Genomic DNA, 20,056 nt, shown 5'->3' with positions numbered 1-20,056 from the left:
GGGAGGCCGCCGGCCCAAGGAGGAGAAAATGACTGACATCAAGAAAGGGCCGGTCACCGGCTCGAAGCCTGTTGCGCATGTGACGGTCGCTGACCGCAGGCAATTTCTCGTCGGCAGCGCCGGACTTCTGGGCGCGGCGACACTTAGCCTCGGCACGGGACTGGGCGTTCGCCGGGCGCGCGCGCAGTCGCGGGCCGAAATCAGTTTCGCCAGCGCTGCCTTCTTCGGCAAGGAGACCTTCGGCGACCTGATCAAGGCCTTCAACGAATCGCAGGATCGCGTTCTGGTCAAGAATATCGAGCTGCCGCCGCCGAGTTCCTCGACCGAGGTCTACCAGGGCCTCGTCCAGCAGCTCGCCCGACGCACCGGGACGCCCGACGTTTTCAGTCAGGACGTGATCTGGATCGCCGGCTTTGCCGCCGCGGGTTGGGCGCTGCCGCTCGACGAGTATTTTCCGGCGGACAAGCGCAGCGCCTACTTCTCCGGAACCCTCAATGCCTGTACCTATGACGGCAAGCTGACCGCCCTTCCCTGGTTCATGGATTCGGGCATGTTCTATTACCGCAAGGACGTGCTGGAAAAGCATGGCGGCAAGGTGCCGGAAAACTGGGCCGACATGGCGACCATCGCCGCAACCGCGCAGAAGGCCGGCGATGTCGATTTCGGCTATCTCTGGCAGGGCAAGCAGGCCGAGGTTCTGGTCTGCGACGCGGTCGAGATCATCACCTCCAACAACGGCGCGATCCTTGCGCCTGACGGCAAGTCGTCGCTGATCAACCAGAAGGCGGCGGTCGACGCGATCCAGTTCCTGCACGACACCATCAACGCGACCAAGATCAGCCCGCAGGACGTCCTGTCCTGGGACGAGGAGCCGTCGCGCCAGCCCTTCACCTCGGGCAAGGCGATGTTCATGCGCAACTGGTCCTATGTCTATCCGATCGCCCAGGACGCCAAGGCCTCGCAGGTGGTCGACAAGGTCGGCGTCGCGCCGTTGCCGTCCTTCCCCGGCGGCAAGAGTGCGGCCTGCCTCGGCGGCTACCAGCTCGGCGTCAACGCCAACTCCAAGCAGCGCGAGGCCGCGATCGAACTCTTGGCCTGGCTGTCGTCGACCGAAACCCAGCACCGCATCGCGCTGAATTTCGGCCTCGCGCCGACGCGGCCGGCATTGTTCCAGGACGAGCAGATCAAGAAGGAACAGCCTTTCATGGCGAGCCTCGAGAAAGTGTTCACCGGCGCCACGGCGCGGCCGATCACGCCCGAATACGCCAAGGTGACGCTGGCGCTCCAGTCCGGCATCTCCAAGGCGCTGGTTTCGGGTAATGTCCAGGCCGAGATGGACGCGCTTTCCGATCAGATCAACAAGATCGTCGGCTAACCAATGTCCGCGGCGGCCACTGTTCCTGGCATTGGCCGGCCGCGGCTTGGCAAGGCGCTTCCCAGCGCGCTCTGGGCCTTGCTTCTGCTGACGCCGGCCTTCGTGTCGCTGGCGTCGGTTTCCTTCTACCCGATCGTCAACGGGCTCTATCTCTCGCTCACCAACACCTCGCTGATCACCCAGGAGAACGAATTCTCGGGCTTCGCCAATTATGTGCAGCTCTGGGGCGACGCGCAGTTCTGGAACGCCTGGTGGCACACAATGTGGTTCACCGCTGCGTCGACGGTGCTGGAGACGGTGATCGGCCTTTGCATGGCGCTCATCCTGTGCGAGGCTTTTAAAGGTCGTGGGCTCGTCCGCGCGGCCATGCTGGTTCCCTGGGCGATGCCGACCGTCGTCACCTCGAAAATGTTCGGCTGGCTGTTCGACGGCCAGAACGGCATCATCAATTACATCCTGCTGCACGCCGGGCTGATCGACCAGAACATCAACTGGTACGGCTCTCCCGACACCGCGATGACCACCATCATCATCGCGGACGTCTGGAAGACCACGCCGTTCATGGCGCTGCTGCTGTTGACGGGACTGCAGACGGTGCCCAATTCGCTGATCGAGGCGGCGCGCATGGATGGCGCCAAGGGCTGGATCACCTTCTGGTACATCCGCCTGCCGCTCCTGATGCCGACCTTGCTGATCGCCGGCCTGTTCCGTGCGCTCGATGCGTTCCGCGTCTTCGACCTCGTCTATGTGCTGACCGGCGGCGGCCCGGCCGATTCCACCGAGACGCTGTCGACGCTGTCCTACAAGGTGCTGTTCTCGACCCTGCAATTCGGTTATGGCTCGGCTGTTTCGACGGCCATGTTCGTCACTGAAGGCATCATTGCGTTGGCCTTCTGCCTCTATCTGATCCGGCAGATCAGGAGGGCACAATGAACGACACGCGCTCGCCCTTGCAGACCGTCTTCATCTATCTCGGCGCGCTGCTGATCCTGGTCTGGTCGGGCGGCCCCTTCATCTGGCAGTTCTCGACATCGTTCCAGCTCGACAAGGCGCTGACCTCGGGCTCGCCGTCGCTGATCCCCGACCCCTTCACGCTCGAGCACTACTACAACGCCTTCGTCGAGAAGGAGCTGCACCGCTATGTCTGGAACTCGCTGGTGGTCTCGCTGGCGACGACGTTCCTGTGCCTCTTCGTCGGCTCGCTGGCCGCCTTCGCGCTGTCCAGGCTCAACATCAGGGGACGCTTCGGCATACTGATGGTCATCCTTTCGGTGTCGATGTTCCCGCAGATCGCGCTGGTCGGGCCGCTCTACCTGGTCGCCACCAATCTCGGTCTGCTCGATACCTACACCGCGTTGATCATCACCTATCTGGCGCTCGGCCTGCCGCTCGTCACCTGGGTGCTGTTCGGCTATTTCGAGACGCTGCCGCGCGAGATCGACGAGGCGGCGCGCATGGACGGCGTCAGCGTGCCCGGCCTGCTCTGGCACATCATCCTGCCGATGTCGCTGCCGAGCCTGGTCACCACAGGCCTGCTCGCCTTCATCACCGCCTGGAACGAATTCCTGTTTGCCCTCGCCTTCACCTCCAACATCGATCGCCAGACCATCCCAGTCGGCATCGCCAATTTCACCAACCAATATTACGTGCCCTGGGGCGACATCGCCGCGGCGTCGGCAGTCGTCACCGTCCCCTTGATCGTGCTGGTGCTGTTCTTCCAGCGGCACATCATCGAAGGGCTGACCCAGGGCGGTATCAAGGAATGAAAGGACGATCGTGAAAGACCTGAAAGTCGGTTGCCAGACCTTTACCTGGGAAATGCTGGGAGACCGTTTTACCGGCGGTCCCGACGACCTCCTGAAGGCGATCGCCGACGGCGGCTATGCCGGCATCGAGATCACCGACACGATGATCGGCCGCTATGCCGACAGGCCGCTGGAATTCACCGCCGCGCTGAAGTCGTCCGGGCTGACGCTCGTCTCCTTCGCCTTCGGTTCGAAGAGCGGCTTCACGCTGAAGGATCAGATCGGCACCGACCTTGAGGCCGCACGGCGCTGGATCGATTTCGCGGCCGCATTTCCGGGCGCATTGGTGTCGATGGGGTCAGCGACGGTCGTCTCCGACGGGCCCCGCGACGACAAGTTCGCCGTCGCCGCAGAGGTCTACAACAAGGCCGGCGAACTCGGCCGCAAGGCAGGCGTCCAGGTTGCGGTGCATCCGAGCTCGCACCACAACACGCTGCTCTTCGACCGCGCCGACTACGACCGGATCTTCGGGCTGCTCGATTCGTCGCTGGTGGGCTGGGTGCCGGACACCGGCCACATCCTGCGCGGCCACAAGGACATGGCCGACACGCTCACCACCTACCGGGACCGCATCCGCTATGTGCATCTGAAGGACGTCGATGCCGGCGGCACCTGGGCGATGCTCGGCGAGGGTGTATGCGATACGGCTAAGGTGATCGAGATCGCCGGTGCCGCGCCGCATTTCAACGGCTGGCTGGTGCTGGAGGAGGAATCCGGGACCGCCGCCGCCGATCCGGCCGCAGCGGTCAAGACCAACCGCCAGACGATGCGCGGCTACGGCGCGTGAGGAAGAAACCATGATCCGGAAGCAAGACCGTCGCCTTCGTGTCGGTGTGCTCGGCTGCGGGCCGATCGCGCAGTTCGCCCATCTGGAATCCTGCGTGAAGGCCGCCAATGCCGATCTCTATGCGATCTGCGATGCCGCGCCCGATCTGCTCGCCCGTATGGGCGCTACCTATGAGCCGGAGAAAATGTATGGCGACTACGGTGAGATGCTGGCCGACCCGCAACTGGAGGCAGTGATCGTCGCAACTTCGGACGCCTATCACGTGCCGATGTCGATCAAGGCGCTGGAAGCCGGCAAGCATGTGCTGTGCGAAAAACCGATCGGCGTCTCGGTCGAAGAGGGCCAGAAACTCGCTGATGCGGTCAGGCGCTCCGGCAAGGTGCTGCAGGTCGGCCACATGAAGCGCTTCGACCCGGCGCTGGAGGCGGCGCGCGATTTCGTCCGCGACGAGATGGGCGAGATCCTGGCGCTGAAGGCCTGGTATTGCGATTCCACCCACCGCTACACCAACACCGACGCGGTCCAGCCACTGCCCGTCACCAGCAAGCTGGCGAGGAAACCGGCCGGCAATCCGAAGGCCGATCTCAGGCAATATTTCATGCTGGCGCACGGCTCGCATCTCGTCGACACGGCGCGCTTCCTGTGCGGCGAGATCACCGCTGTACGCGCGCGCCTCAATGAGCGCTTCGGCGCCTATTGCTGGTTCGTCGAGACCGAATTCGCCAATGGCGCGCTTGGCCATCTCGACCTCACCGTGGCCGTCCGCATGGACTGGCACGAGGGTTTTCAACTCTATGGCCAGAACGGCTCGGTGATCGCCAAGACCTTCAACCCCTGGTACTTCCGCGCAAGCGAGGTCGACATTTTCCATGAGAAGGACGCGACGTCGCGCAAGCCGCTTGGCGCTGACGGCCATTTCTTCAGGCGCCAGCTCGAAGGCCTCGCCGAGACCGTCCTGGACGGCAAGCCGCTGCGCGGCGCCAACGTCGAGGACGGCCTCGCCTCGATCCGCGCCATGGTGGCGATCGCCCGCTCGGTCGAGATCGGCGAGCGCATCGAGATCGCCAGCGTGACGGGAGCGGTCTGAATGCAGGTCGGGGTGTTCGCCAAGACCTTCCCGGGCAGCGAGCCGGCCGGCGTGCTGGCGGCCGTGCGCGACGCCGGATTTGCCGTCACCCAGTTCAATCTGGCCTGCGCCGGACTGCCGTCGATGCCGGATGCGGTGCCCGACGATGCCGTCAACGCCATCGCGGCTGCGTCGAATGCTTTCGGCGTCGCCCTGGTGGCGCTCTCGGGCACCTACAACATGGCCCACCCCGACAGGGCCGTGCGCGACGATGGCCTGCGCCGGCTTGGCGTGGTCATCGAGGCCGCGGCATCCCTGTCCGTTCCGCTCGTCACCCTGTGCACGGGAACGCGCAACGCTGACGACCAGTGGGCATATCATCCCGACAATGCCGACCCTGAGGCATGGGCCGATATGGGGGGTGAGATGGAAAAAGCACTTGGCCTCGCCGAGCGTCACGCCGTCGATCTCGGCATCGAACCCGAACAGGCCAACATCGTCACCTCGGCGGCGGACGCGATGCGCCTCATCGCCGAGATGGGCTCGAAACGGCTGCGCGTCGTTCTCGATCCGGCGAACCTGTTCGAGCAAGCCAACGCGGCACAAGCCCGCGCAATCGTGGCTGCCGCGGTCGAACGCACGGCCGGCCATGTCGCCATGGCGCACGCCAAGGACCGCTTCGCCGATGGCCGCTTTGCCATCGCTGGCAGTGGCGTCGTCGACTTTCCGGATTTCGTCACCCGCCTCAAGGCGTCAGGCTTTGACGGGTCGCTGGTGACGCACGGACTTTCGGCCGAAGAGGCGCCCAGGGTTGCCCGTTTCCTGAAAGGGCTAGTGTGATGGCACGTCCGACCACCTTGCTCCGTGATGACGCCACGCTGCGCGTTTCCGACACCGGCGACGGGCTGGCGGTCGTGTTCCAGCACGGATTGGGCGGCAGCGAGGCGCAGGTTGCCCAGGCTTTCCCTGTCGACGCCGGCATTCGGCGCCTCACCCTGGAATGCCGCGGGCACGGTGCCTCCGAGCTCGGCGGTCGCCGCCCGTTTTCCCTGGGCATGTTCGCCGACGATGTGCTGGCCGCCGCCGATCAAGCCGGCCTCGACCGTTTCGTCGCCGGCGGCATTTCGATGGGTGCTGCGATCGCCTTGCGCCTCGCCTGCCGCCACCCGGACCGCGTGGCCGGCCTGCTGCTCGTGCGTCCAGCCTGGGCCTTCGACAAGGCGCCCGCGAACATGCAACCTAATGCCGAGGTCGCCAGCCTGATCCTCGGTCACGGCCCCGACAAGGCAAGAACGATCTTCGCGCAATCGCAGACGGCTGCGCGCCTCAAGCGCGAGGCGCCTGACAATCTCGCCTCGCTGTTGGGTTTTTTCGACCGGCCGGATTCGGCGTCGTTCGCGCAGGTCCTGTCCGACATCTCCGCCGACGGGCCAGGAGTCTCGGAAAGCGACATCGTTGGCCTTGGCGTTCCGGCACTGGTCGTCGGCAACGCCGTGGATGCGGTACATCCCTTGTCAGTCGCGCACAATTTGGCCGCCACTATTCCTGGCGCGACCTTTGCCGAAATCCCTGCCAAGGCGCTCGATAGCGCCAGGCATTTCGCCGAGTTCCACGCCGAGATCAACGATTTCCTACACGCCCACGCCAATTTCCGGAGCCTTATTCCCTCATGACGACCAAATCCCTGTCCGGTCCTGCCGCCATCGCCGCCCTGCCGCGCAACCGGCTGCTCGGCGAGTTTTCCCTGTGGTCGGCGGACCTTGCCAATATGGAGCGCGACCTGAAACGCATCGACGCTTACGTCGACCTTTATCACATCGACGTCGCCGATGCCCGCTTCACTCCCGGCTTCCTGTTCTTTCCCGATCTGGTGGCGCGGATCGCCAAGCTGACGGCAAGGCCGATCCATGTCCATCTGATGGTCGAAGCCGAGATCGTCGAGGAGCAGACGCGGCAGTTCATCGAGGCCGGCGCCGACCTGGTCAGCGTCCATGCCGAAAACGGCGAGGCCGGCCTGCGTGCCGTCCGGCTGGCGCATGCGCTTGGCGCCGAGGCCGGCGTCGTGCTCAGGCTGGAGACGCCGGTCGCGGCGGTCACCCCCTTCCTGCCTGAAGTGGCTTTCGTGACGCTGCTCGGTACCTCCATCGGCGTCAAGGGCCAGAGCCTGTCCGACCAGGCTTGCGACCGCCTGATCGAGGCACGCGCGCTGATGAAAAAGGCAGGCCGCGAAGCCGACATCATCCTGGCCGCCGATGGCGGCATCCGCCACGAGACGGTGCCGCGCCTGCGCGCCGCCGGAGCAGAGACGGTGGTACTTGGCTCGCTGGCTTTCGGCGACCCCGACCTTGCGCAACGCATGGCCTGGCTGCATGGGCTGAAGGTCGCCGCCTGATGACGAAACTCGCGCTTGCCTTCGATCTCGGCGGCACGGAGCTGCGTGGCGCGCTGGTCGAGCGCGGCGGCGCCGTTGCCGCGCGCGTTTCGGCGCCGACGATGGCGGGTGCGGGATCGGAAGCGGTGATCGGCCAGATTATTGCCCTGGCTGGAACCCTGCTGGCGGAGCATCCACAGGCAAAGGTCGCTGGCATTGGCATGTGCGCGCCGGGACCACTCGATCCCAAAGCGGGGATCGTCATCGGGCCGCCGACGCTGGCCGGCTGGCACGACGTGCCGTTGATCGACATTCTCAGCCGGCAGTTCAGCCTGCCGGTGCGGCTGGAGAACGACGCCAATGCGGCCGCTCTCGGCGAATGGCGCTTCGGCGCCGGCCGTGGCAGCGGCTCGCTGGTCTTCGTCACCGTATCGACCGGCATTGGCGGCGGCGTGGTTGCCGACGGCCATATTTATCATGGCCGGCGCGGGCTGGCGGCCGAGATCGGCCACATGACCATCACCGGCGAGGGCGACCGCTGTTTCTGCGGCGCCGTCGGCTGCTTCGAGGCCGTCGCCTCCGGCACCGCGCTCGGACGCCGCGCCACGCGGCTGACCGCACCGGGCGACGGCTCGCTGCTCCGGCGCCTTTCCGGCGGTGGCGATGTCTCGGCCAGGCATGTCATCGAGGCCGCGCGCGCCGGTGATATCAGCGCTCTCGAACTGGTCGACGCCGAGGCGAAGTGGCTCGGCATCGGCTTCACCAACCTGCTTCATCTCTATTCGCCGGACCTGATCGTCATGGGCGGCGGCCTCGCCAACGGCTTCGACCTCCTGGCGCCGAGGATCAGGTCTACTGTCGAGCAGCGGGCGATGCCGGCCTATCGCGACGTGCCGATCGTGCCGGCGGAGCTTGGCGATCGGGCCGGGCTTATCGGCGCGGCAAGCCTGATCCTGTGGGAAGGCGAACCCGGCGCGCCGCTGGCGATAGCGCAGGACGAAGACAATGGCGCGAGCAAGCGTGCCGATGCCAGGGAGGCAAGCCACGGCTGAACTCAAGCTGCGCGGCGCGCGCAAATCCTACGGATCGGTCGAGATCATCAAGGGGATCGACCTCGATGTCGAGGATCGCGAATTCGTGGTCTTCGTCGGCCCGTCCGGCTGCGGTAAGTCCACCCTGCTGCGCATGATCGCCGGGCTGGAGAGGATCAGCGCCGGCGATCTTCTGATCGATGGCGTGCGCGCCAACGACATCGATCCGTCGGAGCGTGAGCTCGCCATGGTGTTCCAGTCCTACGCGCTCTATCCGCATATGACGGTGGCCGAGAACATGGGCTTTGCGCTGAAGATCGCCGGCGTTTCCGCTGCGGAAAAGGAAAGCAAGGTGCGAGAAGCGGCCGAGGTACTGCAGCTTTCGCATCTTCTCGACCGGCGGCCGAAGGCGCTGTCGGGCGGCCAGCGCCAGCGTGTCGCCATCGGCCGCGCCATCGTGCGCAATCCCAAAGTGTTCCTGTTCGACGAGCCCTTGTCCAATCTCGACGCCGCCTTGCGGGTCAGCATGCGGCTCGAGCTGATGCGCCTGCACGAACATCTGGCCGCGACCATGATCTATGTCACCCACGACCAGATCGAGGCCATGACCATGGCCGACAAGATCGTGGTGCTGAACGGCGGCTCGATCGAGCAGGTCGGCTCGCCGCTCGATCTCTACAACAGGCCGGCAAACATTTTTGTCGCCGGCTTCATCGGCTCGCCGAAGATGAACCTGCTGACGCTGAAGGTAGCCTCGACCGTCCCCGAAGGCGTCACCGTGACCTTGCCGGACGGCCAGGCGCTTACCGTGCCGGTCGCAGCGGGCACAACCAAACCGGGCGACGAGCTGCTGCTCGGCATGCGACCGGAACATCTGCGCATCGCGCCCAGCGGACGGTTCAAGGGACAAGCTGTGCTGGCGGAGCGGCTGGGCAGCCTGACCATCCTGCATGTCGAGCTCGCGCCCGACATCACGCTGGTCGTCCAGGCCAAAGGCGGCGACAGGACGCCGTTGCACAGCCCGATCGCGCTCGACGTCGCTCCGTCGGTTTGCCATCTGTTTCGCATGGATGGCCCGGCACTGGCGCCGCTGCAATCGGCGTGAGTTTCCGACGTCGGCGGGACAGCGCCAACGCTCATCCTTCATCGCTGCATTTTTCGTCGTCCCTACCGACTTCTGCCGCACTGCAGCACAGCAAAAACCGCTGCACACCATTTTAATTCTTGACGCGTGTCAAATTTTTATAAAACATGCGGAAATGCTGATCTGCATTGGTCGGCACTCTGGGAGGAGAAATGCCTGATACGAAAAGTGGCCTGACCCGGGCCCTCAATCTGCGCGCCGCATGGCGACCGACGATTTGTCGGCAGCCTGCCGTCGCAAGCGCCGGGCTAGCCATTGCCGCGCCCCGCCCAGGCATTCCGGTCGTCAAGAAACGAGCCAGATAACGCAACCAACAATTAGGAGGAGGACGAAGCATGCGCATGTTCAATGGCCTGACGCTTGGCGCAGGTCTGTTTGCAACCGTGATTTCAATGCCGGCCCATGCCGAAGATGCGGCCAAGGTCGCGGCCATCGTCAAGGGCCTCGACAATCCGTTCTTCCAGTACATGCAGAAGGGCATTGAAGAGCAGGCCAAGGCCGACGGTGTCGGCGTCACTGTCCAGGCGGCCGCCAATATGGGCGACGCGACCGGACAGGCCGATCGCCTGACCGCCATGGCCATGCAGGATTTCGATTGCTACCTGGTCAATCCGATCAGCGTCTCCAACCTCGTCCAGGCGCTTGTTCCCGTCGCCCAGAAAAACAAGCCGATCGTCAACATCGACAGCACGATCGACGCCGAGCAGGCCAAGGCGGCGGGCTTCGACATCTCGACTTATATCGGCACCGACAATGTCGCCGCCGGTGCGCTGGCCGGCGAGGAAATGTTGAAGCTGGTTCCGAACGGCTCCAAGGTCGCGCTTGTGGCTGGCATCGTCGGCGACGTCGGCAGCAACGCTCGCATCAAGGGCTTCAAGCAGGCCGTCGAAGGCAAGCTCGACGTCGTGGTGATGGTCAGCGCCGACTGGGACCGCGAAAAGGCCCTGACCGCAGCCACCGACATCCTCGCCGCCCATCCCGATCTCGCCGGCTTCTTCGCCGCCAACGACATTATGGCGCTCGGCGTCGAACGTGCCGTGCAGACCTCGGGCAAGGACGTCAAGGTGATCGGCCTCGACGGCATCGTCGACGCGCTGAAATCGGTCGCGGCCGGCGAACTGTCCGCCACTGTCGCCCAATATCCGTACGTCGTCGGCGCCATGGGCGTGGAGGCCTGCAAGGCAGCGGCCATGGGCAAGGAACTGCCCGCCAACGTGCCGGCGCCGGTGCTCTTGATCAACAAGGACAATGCCGAAGCCTCGCTGAAGAACTTCCCGCGCCCGGGCGGCGACTATCCCGATCCCTTCCGCGAGATGTTGAAGTGAGCACTCCTGAACAAAACGCGCCCGTGCATACCGCGGGCGCGGCGGAGGAGAGCCGCCCCTCCCTGTCGGCTCTCCTCCTGGATCCTTCCTTCTGGGCCGACTGGGCATCGGTCGTCGGCCTTGTCGGCCTCGTCATCGTGTTCGGCATCAGCCAACCCATCTTCCTCAGTATCGCCAATCTGCAGGCCCTGCTCCTGGCGGCAACGATCCTGGTCGTGCTGTCGATCGGCCAGACCTTCGTCGTGGCTACCGCCGGCATCGACCTCTCCTTGGCTGCCGCGGTCATGCTTGGCGCCATCATCCTCGGCCTCGTCAACGCCGCCGGCTACGGTATTTTCCTCGCATGCGTGCTCGCCGTCGCCGCCACCAGCGCCGTAGGTTTCCTCAACGGTGTCCTCATAACCGCCGGGAAAATTCCAGACTTCGTGGTGACTCTCGGCACGCTTTCGGGCATCACCGGGCTTGGCTTGATCCTGTCGGGCGGCGAGCCGACGATGGTCGGCTCGACCTTCCTGCTGCGGCTGGCCTCGGGCTCCTTTGGGCCGTTCGGCTATCCCGTCTGGGTGGCGATCGCGGCCGTCATCGTCGCGCATATCGCGCTCTACCACACCCGCTTCGGGGTGCATCTGCTGGCCACTGGCGGCCAGGTCGAAAGCGCCGGCGCGCTCGGCATTCGCACCAACCGGGTCAAGATCGCCGCCTATACGATTTCAGGCTTCTGCGCCGGCATCGCCTCGCTGCTTCTGGTGGCGCGCATCGGCTCGGCCGAACCGCAGATTAACACCAGCCTGCTGCTGAATTCGGTGGCGGCAGTGGTCCTGGGAGGCGTCAGCCTGTTCGGCGGACGCGCCAGCATTCTCGGCCCAGCGATCGGGGCGCTGATGCTCACCGCTCTCGTCAACGGGCTGACGCTGCTCAGCGTTTCGGCCTTCTACCAACCGCTCGCCGTGGGCGCCATCGTGGTGCTGGCGGCGCTGATCATGCGGTATCAGAAATGAGCGCCGTCGATCGCATCCCGCCGTCCGAGGCGATCCTCGCCTGCGACGGGCTGAGCAAGCATTTCGGCGGCATCCGGGCCTTCACCGATGTCGCCTTCCAGGCCCGCCGCGGCGAGGTTACCGCGGTGATCGGCGACAATGGCGCCGGCAAGTCGACGCTGATCCGCTGTCTGGTCGGCGTGCATGTGCCGGATGCGGGAAGGATCTTCTTCGACGGCCGGCCACACCCCTTCGCCAACCCCGACGAGGCGCGCAAGGCCGGCATCGAGACGGTGCACCAGAACCTGGCGCTGATCGACGAACTGACCGTGGCGCAGAACCTGTTCCTCAACCGCGAGATCGTGCGCCGGATCGGCCCCTTTGCCTTGCTCGACCGGGCCGCCATGAAGCAGCGGGCTCGCGCCATGCTGTCACGCCTGTCGATCAACATGCCTTCGGTCAACCAGCGCGTGCGGCGCCTTTCTGGCGGGCAGCGGCAGGCGATCTCGATCTGCCGCGCCGCTGGCTCCGGCGCCAAGTTGGTGGTGATGGATGAACCGACGGCAGCGCTCGGCGTGCAGGAAACGGCCAATGTCGAAGCCCTGATCCGGCGCCTGCGCGAGCAGGAGGTGAGCGTCATCCTGGTCAGTCACAATTTCGATCAGGTGCGGCGGCTGTCCGACCAGATCTGGGTGATGCGGGCGGGACGGATGGTGGCGACAGTGCGTTCGTCGCAGACCACCGGCAACGAACTCGTCGCGCTCGTCACTGGTGCGGCATGACGAACGGCCGGGTCGAGCCGCACCTGTCGTTGAAACGAGCTGTTGGCTGAAGCAATTGGTTTGCAAGGGAGTGTGCCGTGGCGGTGATCCGTGTCGGGCTTGTAGGGCTTGGAGAGGTTGCGCAGTCGATCCATCTGCCGGTGCTGAGCAATCAGCGGGACCGCTGGCTAATCGCTGGCGTCTATGATGTTTCGCCAAGCCTCGTGGCGCTGTGCCGCTCCGAATATCCAACCGCGGCAACCTTCGATTCCGCAGAAGCGCTGATCAGTTCGCCGGATATCGACGCGGTTTTCATCCTCTCATCCGACGAGACCCACAGCCGCTTCGTGCGTGCCGCCATCCAGGCGAACAAGCACATTCTCCTGGAAAAGCCTGCCTGCCTGACGGTGCGCGAGATCGACGAGCTTCTGGCGCTGACGCCGAACTACGCCAAGACGATCTTCATCGGCTACATGCGCCGCTACGCTCCAGCCTATCAGGCAGCGCGAGAGGAACTGCCCGACTCTGCCAACATCACCCATGTCCGTATCTTCGACCTGATCTCGGAAGGCCGTCATTTTCTGAAGAAAAGCCAGAACATTCTCTATCCCACCGACATCGATCCGGCCCTGCTGGCGCGGGGCGCAAAGGAGCGCGAAGCACTGATCCGCGAAGTGGTGGGCAGCGATGCGCCCGCCGATCTGGTTCGCGCTTATCGCGGCCTGACCGCGCTCTCCTCGCACCATATTTCGGCGATGCGCGGGCTCATCGGCGAGCCGGTCCGCGTGCTGGCGGCGCACCGCACCAATGGCGGCGCCAACACCTCAGTGACCTTCGACTATGGCCACTTTGCTTGTCTGTACGACGCGGTCGTCGACGATCTGGGCCTATTCGACGCCATGATCGAGGTGCGCTCGAACAAGAAGCGGGTACGCATCATCTATGACACGCCCTATATCCGCAGCCTGCCGACGCGGCTCGAAGTGACGGAAGCCGGACCGTTCGGCCCGGTGACCAAAGCCTTCGGGCCGCTTTATGGCGATGCCTTCTCCAATGAGCTCGAAACCTTCCACCGCCACGTGACCGAGGGCACGAAGCCGCTGACGGACCTCGCGGACTCTCGCCGCGACCTCGCCCTGATGGCCGAGATCATCGAGCGCATGAAGGAGACCGGCGGCCGCTGAGGCCACTCCCTACTTCCCGCAGTGATGATCGTTGATCTTGTTCAACGCATTCGCGTCAGGCCCGACCCTGTGGTAGGAGCAGGCTCCCGCGGCCGTAGTGACTAATTGCTGGTCATAGTAGCGCGGTCCGCCGAACAGGATGTCGATGATATCGCCATCTGCGGGAACGTAGCGTTCGGATTGGGCCTTGTGGTCGCGACTTCCAGCGAAAGCCGAGGCGGATATGCTCCAGACCACCCCGAAAACAAGGGCGCGGATCGCAAAGCTTTTTCTCGTCATCGGCAACCCTCCTGGCCATACAGATTCCCAGTATACATCCAAAAGCGCCAGCCGGACAAAAGTTTCCTGAGCGGCGCCTTGGGCAACCGGCTCAACCACTTGGCCGGCCAGTCATGGCAATCAACCCGGGATGGAGCTACGCGCGCTTTCGTTCAGCCGCCGCCACCAGCAGGTCAACGAAGGCGCGCACCATGGCCGGCCTGAAGCGCGCCGGCCCAATGGCTCCCGGCAATCTATCCCGCAATCTCCAGCAAAGAGGATACCAGCAACCGACGCTCGTCCTGTGAAAGGACGTCTGAGTCGAAGAGGTTCATACTGCGAAGCCCTTCGATGGCGAGATAGCAGACCAGCAGCGCCTTGAGGTCCGGCGTCTCTTCCTTGAGCCGCTCGAAAACCTGCCGCCTGAACGATTTTATCGGTGTCAGGAAATCGGGATCCTCGGCGATCGCCGAAAATATCCAGGAAGCCGACGGTTTCGATTCCTCGGCACGTTCGGCCGAAAGCCTGATATAGGCCGCAAGCGGGCTTTCGTCGCTGGCGCCGCTCGTGCGGGCGGACTCCAGCGCCCGCTCGAACTCGCGCAAGTAGTCCTCCACCAACGCCTGCATCAGTTTCGCCTTGGTCGGAAAATTGTACAACAAGCCGCCTTTAGACACGCCAGCACGGCTGGCGACGGCGTCCAGCGACAGGCTGCCGGGCCCTGTCTCGCGTGCCACGTCGGCGGCGGCCGCGAGTATCCTGTCGCGCGAATTTGCTCTGCGAACTTTCATCAATCCCTCCCAATACATTAGCCTAGGCCCAATTGACAAGACCGTCCAGACGGTACAGTAAGACCGCCGTCATTTGAAATCGGAACCCAGCATGGATATGTGTTCCGATACCCGACCGTTACACCGGTCGCCGGCCGAGGGGATTGTTTGTGATCAAGCGCTTCATCATCGCCTTCATTCTGCTCGTACTAGTGTGCGGCGGCATCGTCGGTTTCAATCTGTTCCGCGACAATGCGATCCAGCAATTCTTCGCTACGATGAAGCCGCCGGCCGCGACCGTGTCGACGACAATCGTCAAGCCGACGGACTGGACGCCGGGCGTCGAGGCGATCGGCACGGTCAGCGCGGTCCGCGGCGTCGATCTGACAGTCGAAACCGCCGGCATCGTCAAGGACATCCTGTTTCATGCCAATCAGAAGGTTGAAGGCGACGCGGTTCTCCTTCAGCTCGACGATGCCGTCGAACGCGCCGATCTCGAGGCGGCGAGGGCGCAAGCCGCGCTCGACCAGACGGCGCAGGCGCGCGCCATCGAACTGCAGCGACGCGGCGTCGGCTCGGATGTGACGCTCGACACGGCGCGGGCGACGGCCACGGCCTCCGCCTCGCAGGTGACAAAATTGCAAGCGGTGCTCGATCAGAAGCAGCTGACGGCGCCCTTCGGCGGCACAGTGGGCATTCCCAGGATCGATCTCGGCCAGTATCTCACACCCGGCACTTCCGTGGTAACCCTGCAAGACCTGGAGACGATGCGGGTCGATTTCTCGATCCCCGAACAGCAGCTTCCGCTGCTGAAGATCGACCAGACGGTGCGGCTGGGCATCGGCGACGGCGAGATGCCGTTCGCCGGCACCATCCGCGGTATCGACCCCAAGATCGACCCGACCAGCCGGCTGGTGACGATCAGGGCCGAGGTCGCCAATCCCGAAGGCAAGCTGACCCCTGGCCAGTTCGTGCAGGTGCGCGTCGAATTGCCCGAGGAAAACGACGTACTGACGGTGCCGCAGACCGCGCTGACCTCCAGCCTATACGGTGATTTCGTCTTTGTTGTGCGTCCGGCGAAGCCTGCCGCGGCCAATGGCGCGACCCCTGCTGCTGCAAAGCCGGAAGAAAAGCCGGCCACGGATGCAGCGAAGCCCGCAGCGGAAGCGCCCGCGGCAAAACCCGAGGAAAAGCCGGCGGCAGCACCGACAGCGGAAGAACAGAAGCCGCAGCTCGTGCTCGCCCAGGTGTTCGTCAGGCCCGGCCGCCGCAATGCCGGCCTGGTTGAGATTCTGGAAGGCATCGCGCCCGGCGACGAAGTCGTTACCGCCGGTCAGAACCGGCTCTCCAACGGCATGTCCGTCGCCGTCGACAACACGATCGACCCGACCAAGCCGGCGAACCAGCAGGCGGCCCAGCAATGAGCTTTTCCGACATCTTCATCCGCCGCCCGGTCCTTTCGACCGTGCTCGCCTTGATGATCCTGCTTCTGGGTTTCCAGGGCATCTTCAACCTTTCGATCCGGCAGTATCCGGAGGTTGAAGAAACGGCCATCACGATCACCACCGCCTATCCCGGCGCCAGCGCCGACCTGATCCAAGGGTTCATTTCCGCGCCGATCGCCCGTGCCGTCGCTTCGACCGAAAACATCGATTATGTCACGTCGGCAAGCCGGCCGTCCTCCAGCACCGTCACGGTGCAGATGAAACTCGGCTCCGACCCGGACGTCGCACTGAACGAGGTCCTGTCGAAGGTACAAGGCGTACGCGGCGATCTGCCGGACGAGGCCGAAGACCCGGTGATCGTCAAGGGCACCGGCGAGCAGTTCGCGATGATGTACATCTCGATGCAGAATCCGAACATGACGCCGGAGCAGCTCACTGAATATATTGAGCGCGTCGTGCGGCCGCGCATGTCGACGGTCGAGGGTGTCGCCGACGTGCAGATCTTCGGGGCCGCCGAATATTCGATGCGCGTCTGGATCGACCCGATCAAACTGGCGGCGCGCGGCGTGACGGCGGCGGAAGTGCTGACCGCCATCAACAATTCGAATTTCCTCTCCGCGCCCGGCAATACCGAAAACGAGTATGTGGTTTCCTCGATCACCGTCCGCTCGACGCTGCAGACGCCGGAGGCTTTTGCCGCCCTTCCGCTCCGTTCGCAAGACGGCAACGTGGTGAGACTGCGCGACGTGGCGCGCGTCGAGCTCGCCGCGGCGAACACCGACACCAGGGTCAGCTTCAACGGCAAGCCCGGCATCTTCCTCGCCATCTTCCCGACGCCGGCCGCCAATCCGCTGTCGACAGCGGAGGCGATCCACGAAATTGTGCCGACGATCCAGGAGACGCTGCCGCTCGGTATGACGATCGAGATCGTCTACGATTCGACAGAGCAGATCAGCGCGTCGATCGAGGAGGTGTTCAAGACCATCGGCGAGGCTGTCGCCATCGTCATCGTCGTGATTCTGCTCTTTCTCGGCTCGTTCCGCTCGGTGCTGATGCCGATCGTGACCATTCCGCTGTCGCTGATCGGCGTCTGCTTCCTGCTGTTTTCGGTGGGCTATTCGATCAACCTTTTGTCGTTGCTGGCCATGGTGCTGGCGATCGGCCTCGTCGTCGACGACGCCATCGTGGTAGTGGAAAACATTCACCGCCACATGGAAGAAGAAAACATGTCGCCAATGCAGGCGGCCTTCAACGGCATGCGGGAGATCTCGTCCGCCGTCGTCGCCATGACGATAACGCTGGCCGCCGTGTTCGCGCCGCTGGCCTTCACCGGCGGCCTGACCGGCGCACTGTTTCGCGAATTCGCGATGACGCTTGCCGGCTCGGTGGTGCTTTCGGGTGTCGTCGCCCTCACCATCACGCCGATGATGTCGGCGCGCATCCTGAAGGCCGGTTCGCATAGCCGTTTCCAGCGCATTGTCGACAATACGTTCGGGCGCGTCGAAAACGTCTATGAACGGCTGGTCACCGGCTCGCTGAAATATCGCCCGGTTACGCTGATGATCGTCATCGCATTGGTCGCCACAACCGGCTTCATGTTCACCAAGACCTCGAGCGAACTGGCGCCGGAAGAAGACCAGGGCTTCCTGCTTTCGCTGGTGACCGCGCCCCGCTACGCGACGTCGGACTATACCGAGAGCTACGTCAATCAGATACTCGGCCTGGTCAAGGACCTGCCTGAGACGCGGGCGCAGTTCTCGGCGGTCGCCTTCGGCGGCGGCCAGACGAACAGCGCTTTCGTCGGCTTTGCCTTCAAGGACTGGGCCGAGCGTACGCGCAGCTCGAAGGAAATCCAGGAGGACATCACGGGTCGCCTCAGCAAGGTGGCGGGCGTCGAAGCTTTCGTCTTCGCACCGCCGACGCTGCCCGGCTCCGGCGGCGGCCTGCCGATCACGATGGTCGTTCGCTCTACCGGCGACGCCTCCCAGGTGTACGAGGCGGCCGAGGAGATCAAGAACAAGGCGCAGGCCTCCGGCCGCTTCATTGTGGTGCAGAATTCGATGACCTTCGACGCGCCACAGGTGACGGTGACGATCGACCGCGACCGCGCCGCGGCGCTCAACCTGCCGATCGCCGACATCGGCCGGACGCTGACCCTCTTGGTCGGCGGCAACAAAGTGGCGCAATTCGATCGCGAATCCAACAGCTACGACATTATCCCGCAGGTGCCGCAGCAATTCCGCGACAATCCCGAAAAGCTGGCCGAATATTTCGTGCGCAGCGCGTCGGGCGAGATGGTGCCGCTCTCGGCGGTGGTGACGATCTCGACCAACGCATCGCCGGCCGCGATCGAGCAGTTCAACCAGTTGAACTCAGCCACGATTTCCGCTCTGCCATTGCCCACCGTCACCACCGGCGAAGGGCTGAAGACCATCGAGGACCTCGCCAGGGAAAGTCTGCCCGAGACGTTCTTCATCGACTATACCGGCCAGTCGCGGCAGGAGAAGGAACAGGGCAACACGATCCTCATCGCCTTCGCCGCCGCCGTCCTCGTCATCTACCTGGTGCTGGCGGCGCAGTTCGAAAGCTTCCGCGATCCCTTTATCATCATGATGTCGGTGCCGCTGTCGATCTTCGGTGCGATCGTACCTCTCAATCTGGGGCTGGGAACGCTCAATATCTACACGCAGGTCGGCCTGATCACGCTGATCGGACTGATCACCAAGCACGGCATCCTGCTGGTCGAGTTCGCCAACCAGCAGCGCGAGCTCCACGGCATGCGCCGGCGCGATGCGATCATCGCGTCGGCCAAGGTGCGGCTGCGGCCGATCCTGATGACGACGGCGGCGATGGCGCTCGGCGTGGTACCGCTGATCATCTCCAGCGGCGCGGGTGCCGCAGCGCGCTATTCGATGGGCCTGGTGATCTTCACCGGCATTCTGGTGGGAACCGTGTTCACCCTGTTCGTGGTGCCGATGTTCTACACCTTCATCGCCAGCAAGGACCTGCCGCATCACGCCGAGAAACCGGACCCGAAGCTGATGCCGGTGCCGATTGATTGATTGACAAAAAAGGCCGGAAATTCCGGCCTTTTTCTTGGGCAGTGATGTCCGACCCGGAATGTATTTATATTCGGCAGGCGGATCGTCTTTGGTTATCTACTTGACGATGACGATCCGGGTGTTGGCCGGGCCGAAAACCTCGACAAGCTGGTAGAAATCGGCGGCATTGTCCGGATGCAGTCGCACGCAGCCATGCGAGGCCGGTTGGCCGAGACGCTTGACGAAATTGGTCGCATGCACGGCGTAACCACCCTTGAAGAAGACCGAATGCGGCATCGGCGCATTGTCGTATTTCCTCGAATACCACATCTGGTGCATGCGGGTCGGCTTGAACGAGCCGGTCGGCGTGACATGCGCCTTGTCGCCGGTCGAGACCTTCCACGCGAAGGTCGGTCGCCCGTCGACCAGGACTTCCATGGTCTGCTGCGAGAGCGAAACCCGCGCCACGATCTGATTGCCGGCATGAGCGCCACCATTGCCGAGGCCGAACAGAACAACCGCACCCGTGAGGGCGGCGGCAGCGATGTTGATGAGCTTGGTGGAAATGGCAGTGTACATTGTTATCCCCCCTGTCTGCCGGATATGGCCGGCTCCAATGCGATGACCGGCTTATCGTTGCGTTATGTTTCGAATGTATTTCGCAGAGAGCGCGCTTTCGTTTCGAACACGTTTCCTCCGGTTAACAACCGGGGAAG

The 20,056-nt window shown here is 64.0% G+C and carries 19 protein-coding genes; 16 read left to right on the top strand and 3 right to left on the bottom strand.

Going from position 1 to position 20,056, the window contains the following annotated elements:
- The first annotated feature begins 28 nt into the window (after positions 1 to 28).
- The 14 genes from IQ26_RS01185 (at position 29) to IQ26_RS01120 (ending at position 13,826) form a co-directional block, all read left to right on the top strand.
- Positions 29 to 1,375: an ABC transporter substrate-binding protein gene (locus IQ26_RS01185; protein WP_145711506.1), complete on the top strand. Its 1,347-nt coding sequence runs from the start codon at positions 29 to 31 to the stop codon at positions 1,373 to 1,375.
- A gap of 3 nt (positions 1,376 to 1,378) precedes the next feature.
- On the top strand, positions 1,379 to 2,308 hold the full coding sequence (locus tag IQ26_RS01180; protein WP_145711503.1) for a carbohydrate ABC transporter permease: 930 nt from the start codon (positions 1,379 to 1,381) through the stop codon (positions 2,306 to 2,308).
- Entirely contained in the window at positions 2,305 to 3,141 is an 837-nt protein-coding gene (locus tag IQ26_RS01175; protein WP_145711501.1) for a carbohydrate ABC transporter permease, read from the top strand. The genes IQ26_RS01180 and IQ26_RS01175 overlap by 4 nt, the downstream gene beginning before the upstream one ends.
- 52 nt (positions 3,142 to 3,193) lie before the next feature.
- Positions 3,194 to 3,967, top strand: coding sequence for a sugar phosphate isomerase/epimerase family protein (locus IQ26_RS01170; protein WP_145711629.1), 774 nt, complete (start codon positions 3,194 to 3,196; stop codon positions 3,965 to 3,967).
- Positions 3,968 to 3,977: 10 nt separating this feature from the next.
- Positions 3,978 to 5,054, top strand: coding sequence for a Gfo/Idh/MocA family protein (locus tag IQ26_RS01165; RefSeq protein ID WP_145711499.1), 1,077 nt, complete (start codon positions 3,978 to 3,980; stop codon positions 5,052 to 5,054).
- Positions 5,055 to 5,873: a sugar phosphate isomerase/epimerase family protein gene (locus tag IQ26_RS01160; RefSeq protein WP_145711497.1), complete on the top strand. Its 819-nt coding sequence runs from the start codon at positions 5,055 to 5,057 to the stop codon at positions 5,871 to 5,873. It begins immediately after the preceding gene.
- Positions 5,873 to 6,706 (top strand): alpha/beta fold hydrolase, encoded by an 834-nt coding sequence (locus IQ26_RS01155; protein ID WP_145711495.1) that lies wholly within the window; start codon positions 5,873 to 5,875, stop codon positions 6,704 to 6,706. Before IQ26_RS01160 ends, IQ26_RS01155 begins: the two co-directional genes overlap by 1 nt.
- On the top strand, positions 6,703 to 7,425 hold the full coding sequence (locus IQ26_RS01150) for a ribulose-phosphate 3-epimerase (RefSeq protein ID WP_145711493.1): 723 nt from the start codon (positions 6,703 to 6,705) through the stop codon (positions 7,423 to 7,425). The genes IQ26_RS01155 and IQ26_RS01150 overlap by 4 nt, the downstream gene beginning before the upstream one ends.
- Positions 7,425 to 8,456 (top strand): ROK family protein, encoded by a 1,032-nt coding sequence (locus IQ26_RS01145; RefSeq protein WP_145711491.1) that lies wholly within the window; start codon positions 7,425 to 7,427, stop codon positions 8,454 to 8,456. Before IQ26_RS01150 ends, IQ26_RS01145 begins: the two co-directional genes overlap by 1 nt.
- The gene (locus IQ26_RS01140) at positions 8,410 to 9,540 is read left to right on the top strand and encodes an ABC transporter ATP-binding protein (protein WP_407660299.1); all 1,131 of its coding nucleotides are present in this window, start codon (positions 8,410 to 8,412) and stop codon (positions 9,538 to 9,540) included. The genes IQ26_RS01145 and IQ26_RS01140 overlap by 47 nt, the downstream gene beginning before the upstream one ends.
- Positions 9,541 to 9,914: 374 nt before the next feature.
- A complete protein-coding gene (locus tag IQ26_RS01135; RefSeq protein ID WP_145711489.1) occupies positions 9,915 to 10,904 on the top strand; it encodes a sugar ABC transporter substrate-binding protein in 990 nt (329 codons plus the stop codon).
- A complete protein-coding gene (locus IQ26_RS01130) occupies positions 10,901 to 11,902 on the top strand; it encodes an ABC transporter permease (RefSeq protein ID WP_145711487.1) in 1,002 nt (333 codons plus the stop codon). The genes IQ26_RS01135 and IQ26_RS01130 overlap by 4 nt, the downstream gene beginning before the upstream one ends.
- Positions 11,899 to 12,663: an ATP-binding cassette domain-containing protein gene (locus IQ26_RS01125; RefSeq protein ID WP_145711485.1), complete on the top strand. Its 765-nt coding sequence runs from the start codon at positions 11,899 to 11,901 to the stop codon at positions 12,661 to 12,663. Before IQ26_RS01130 ends, IQ26_RS01125 begins: the two co-directional genes overlap by 4 nt.
- 77 nt (positions 12,664 to 12,740) lie before the next feature.
- Positions 12,741 to 13,826, top strand: coding sequence for a Gfo/Idh/MocA family protein (locus IQ26_RS01120; RefSeq protein WP_145711483.1), 1,086 nt, complete (start codon positions 12,741 to 12,743; stop codon positions 13,824 to 13,826).
- Positions 13,827 to 13,835: 9 nt separating this feature from the next.
- Here the strand turns inward: IQ26_RS01120 and IQ26_RS01115 are convergent, their stop codons facing one another.
- Positions 13,836 to 14,105 (bottom strand): hypothetical protein, encoded by a 270-nt coding sequence (locus IQ26_RS01115; RefSeq protein ID WP_145711482.1) that lies wholly within the window; start codon positions 14,103 to 14,105, stop codon positions 13,836 to 13,838.
- Positions 14,106 to 14,338: 233 nt separating this feature from the next.
- Positions 14,339 to 14,875 carry a TetR/AcrR family transcriptional regulator gene (locus IQ26_RS01110; protein WP_145711479.1) on the bottom strand — a complete coding sequence of 179 codons (537 nt, stop codon included), beginning with the start codon at positions 14,873 to 14,875 and terminating at the stop codon, positions 14,339 to 14,341.
- Positions 14,876 to 15,024: 149 nt separating this feature from the next.
- Between IQ26_RS01110 and IQ26_RS01105 the strand changes: the two genes are divergently transcribed.
- Together IQ26_RS01105 and IQ26_RS01100 are read left to right on the top strand one after the other, a co-directional pair.
- Entirely contained in the window at positions 15,025 to 16,278 is a 1,254-nt protein-coding gene (locus IQ26_RS01105) for an efflux RND transporter periplasmic adaptor subunit (protein ID WP_407660300.1), read from the top strand.
- Positions 16,275 to 19,361 carry an efflux RND transporter permease subunit gene (locus IQ26_RS01100; RefSeq protein WP_145711475.1) on the top strand — a complete coding sequence of 1,029 codons (3,087 nt, stop codon included), beginning with the start codon at positions 16,275 to 16,277 and terminating at the stop codon, positions 19,359 to 19,361. The genes IQ26_RS01105 and IQ26_RS01100 overlap by 4 nt, the downstream gene beginning before the upstream one ends.
- A gap of 96 nt (positions 19,362 to 19,457) precedes the next feature.
- Here the strand turns inward: IQ26_RS01100 and IQ26_RS01095 are convergent, their stop codons facing one another.
- Positions 19,458 to 19,919, bottom strand: coding sequence for a L,D-transpeptidase (locus tag IQ26_RS01095; RefSeq protein ID WP_145711473.1), 462 nt, complete (start codon positions 19,917 to 19,919; stop codon positions 19,458 to 19,460).
- Positions 19,920 to 20,056: the final 137 nt, after the last annotated feature.

The organism is Mesorhizobium tianshanense (assembly GCF_007830515.1).
Classification (GTDB): Bacteria; Pseudomonadota; Alphaproteobacteria; order Rhizobiales; family Rhizobiaceae; genus Mesorhizobium; species Mesorhizobium tianshanense.
This window is presented reverse-complemented; position numbering and strand designations above follow the sequence as displayed.

Excerpts from the sequence above, each read along its gene's own strand:
- IQ26_RS01150 (WP_145711493.1), top strand. The coding sequence starts at position 6,703 with ATGACGACCAAATCCCTGTCCGGTCCTGCCGCCATCGCCGCCCTGCCG.
- IQ26_RS01140 (WP_407660299.1), top strand. The coding sequence starts at position 8,410 with ATGGCGCGAGCAAGCGTGCCGATGCCAGGGAGGCAAGCCACGGCTGAA.
- IQ26_RS01170 (WP_145711629.1), top strand. The coding sequence starts at position 3,194 with ATGCTGGGAGACCGTTTTACCGGCGGTCCCGACGACCTCCTGAAGGCG.
- IQ26_RS01095 (WP_145711473.1), bottom strand. The coding sequence starts at position 19,919 with ATGTACACTGCCATTTCCACCAAGCTCATCAACATCGCTGCCGCCGCC.
- IQ26_RS01135 (WP_145711489.1), top strand. The coding sequence starts at position 9,915 with ATGCGCATGTTCAATGGCCTGACGCTTGGCGCAGGTCTGTTTGCAACC.
- IQ26_RS01110 (WP_145711479.1), bottom strand. The coding sequence starts at position 14,875 with ATGAAAGTTCGCAGAGCAAATTCGCGCGACAGGATACTCGCGGCCGCC.
- IQ26_RS01185 (WP_145711506.1), top strand. The coding sequence starts at position 29 with ATGACTGACATCAAGAAAGGGCCGGTCACCGGCTCGAAGCCTGTTGCG.
- IQ26_RS01180 (WP_145711503.1), top strand. The coding sequence starts at position 1,379 with ATGTCCGCGGCGGCCACTGTTCCTGGCATTGGCCGGCCGCGGCTTGGC.
- IQ26_RS01125 (WP_145711485.1), top strand. The coding sequence starts at position 11,899 with ATGAGCGCCGTCGATCGCATCCCGCCGTCCGAGGCGATCCTCGCCTGC.
- IQ26_RS01100 (WP_145711475.1), top strand. The coding sequence starts at position 16,275 with ATGAGCTTTTCCGACATCTTCATCCGCCGCCCGGTCCTTTCGACCGTG.
- IQ26_RS01165 (WP_145711499.1), top strand. The coding sequence starts at position 3,978 with ATGATCCGGAAGCAAGACCGTCGCCTTCGTGTCGGTGTGCTCGGCTGC.
- IQ26_RS01160 (WP_145711497.1), top strand. The coding sequence starts at position 5,055 with ATGCAGGTCGGGGTGTTCGCCAAGACCTTCCCGGGCAGCGAGCCGGCC.
- IQ26_RS01115 (WP_145711482.1), bottom strand. The coding sequence starts at position 14,105 with ATGACGAGAAAAAGCTTTGCGATCCGCGCCCTTGTTTTCGGGGTGGTC.
- IQ26_RS01155 (WP_145711495.1), top strand. The coding sequence starts at position 5,873 with ATGGCACGTCCGACCACCTTGCTCCGTGATGACGCCACGCTGCGCGTT.
- IQ26_RS01145 (WP_145711491.1), top strand. The coding sequence starts at position 7,425 with ATGACGAAACTCGCGCTTGCCTTCGATCTCGGCGGCACGGAGCTGCGT.
- IQ26_RS01175 (WP_145711501.1), top strand. The coding sequence starts at position 2,305 with ATGAACGACACGCGCTCGCCCTTGCAGACCGTCTTCATCTATCTCGGC.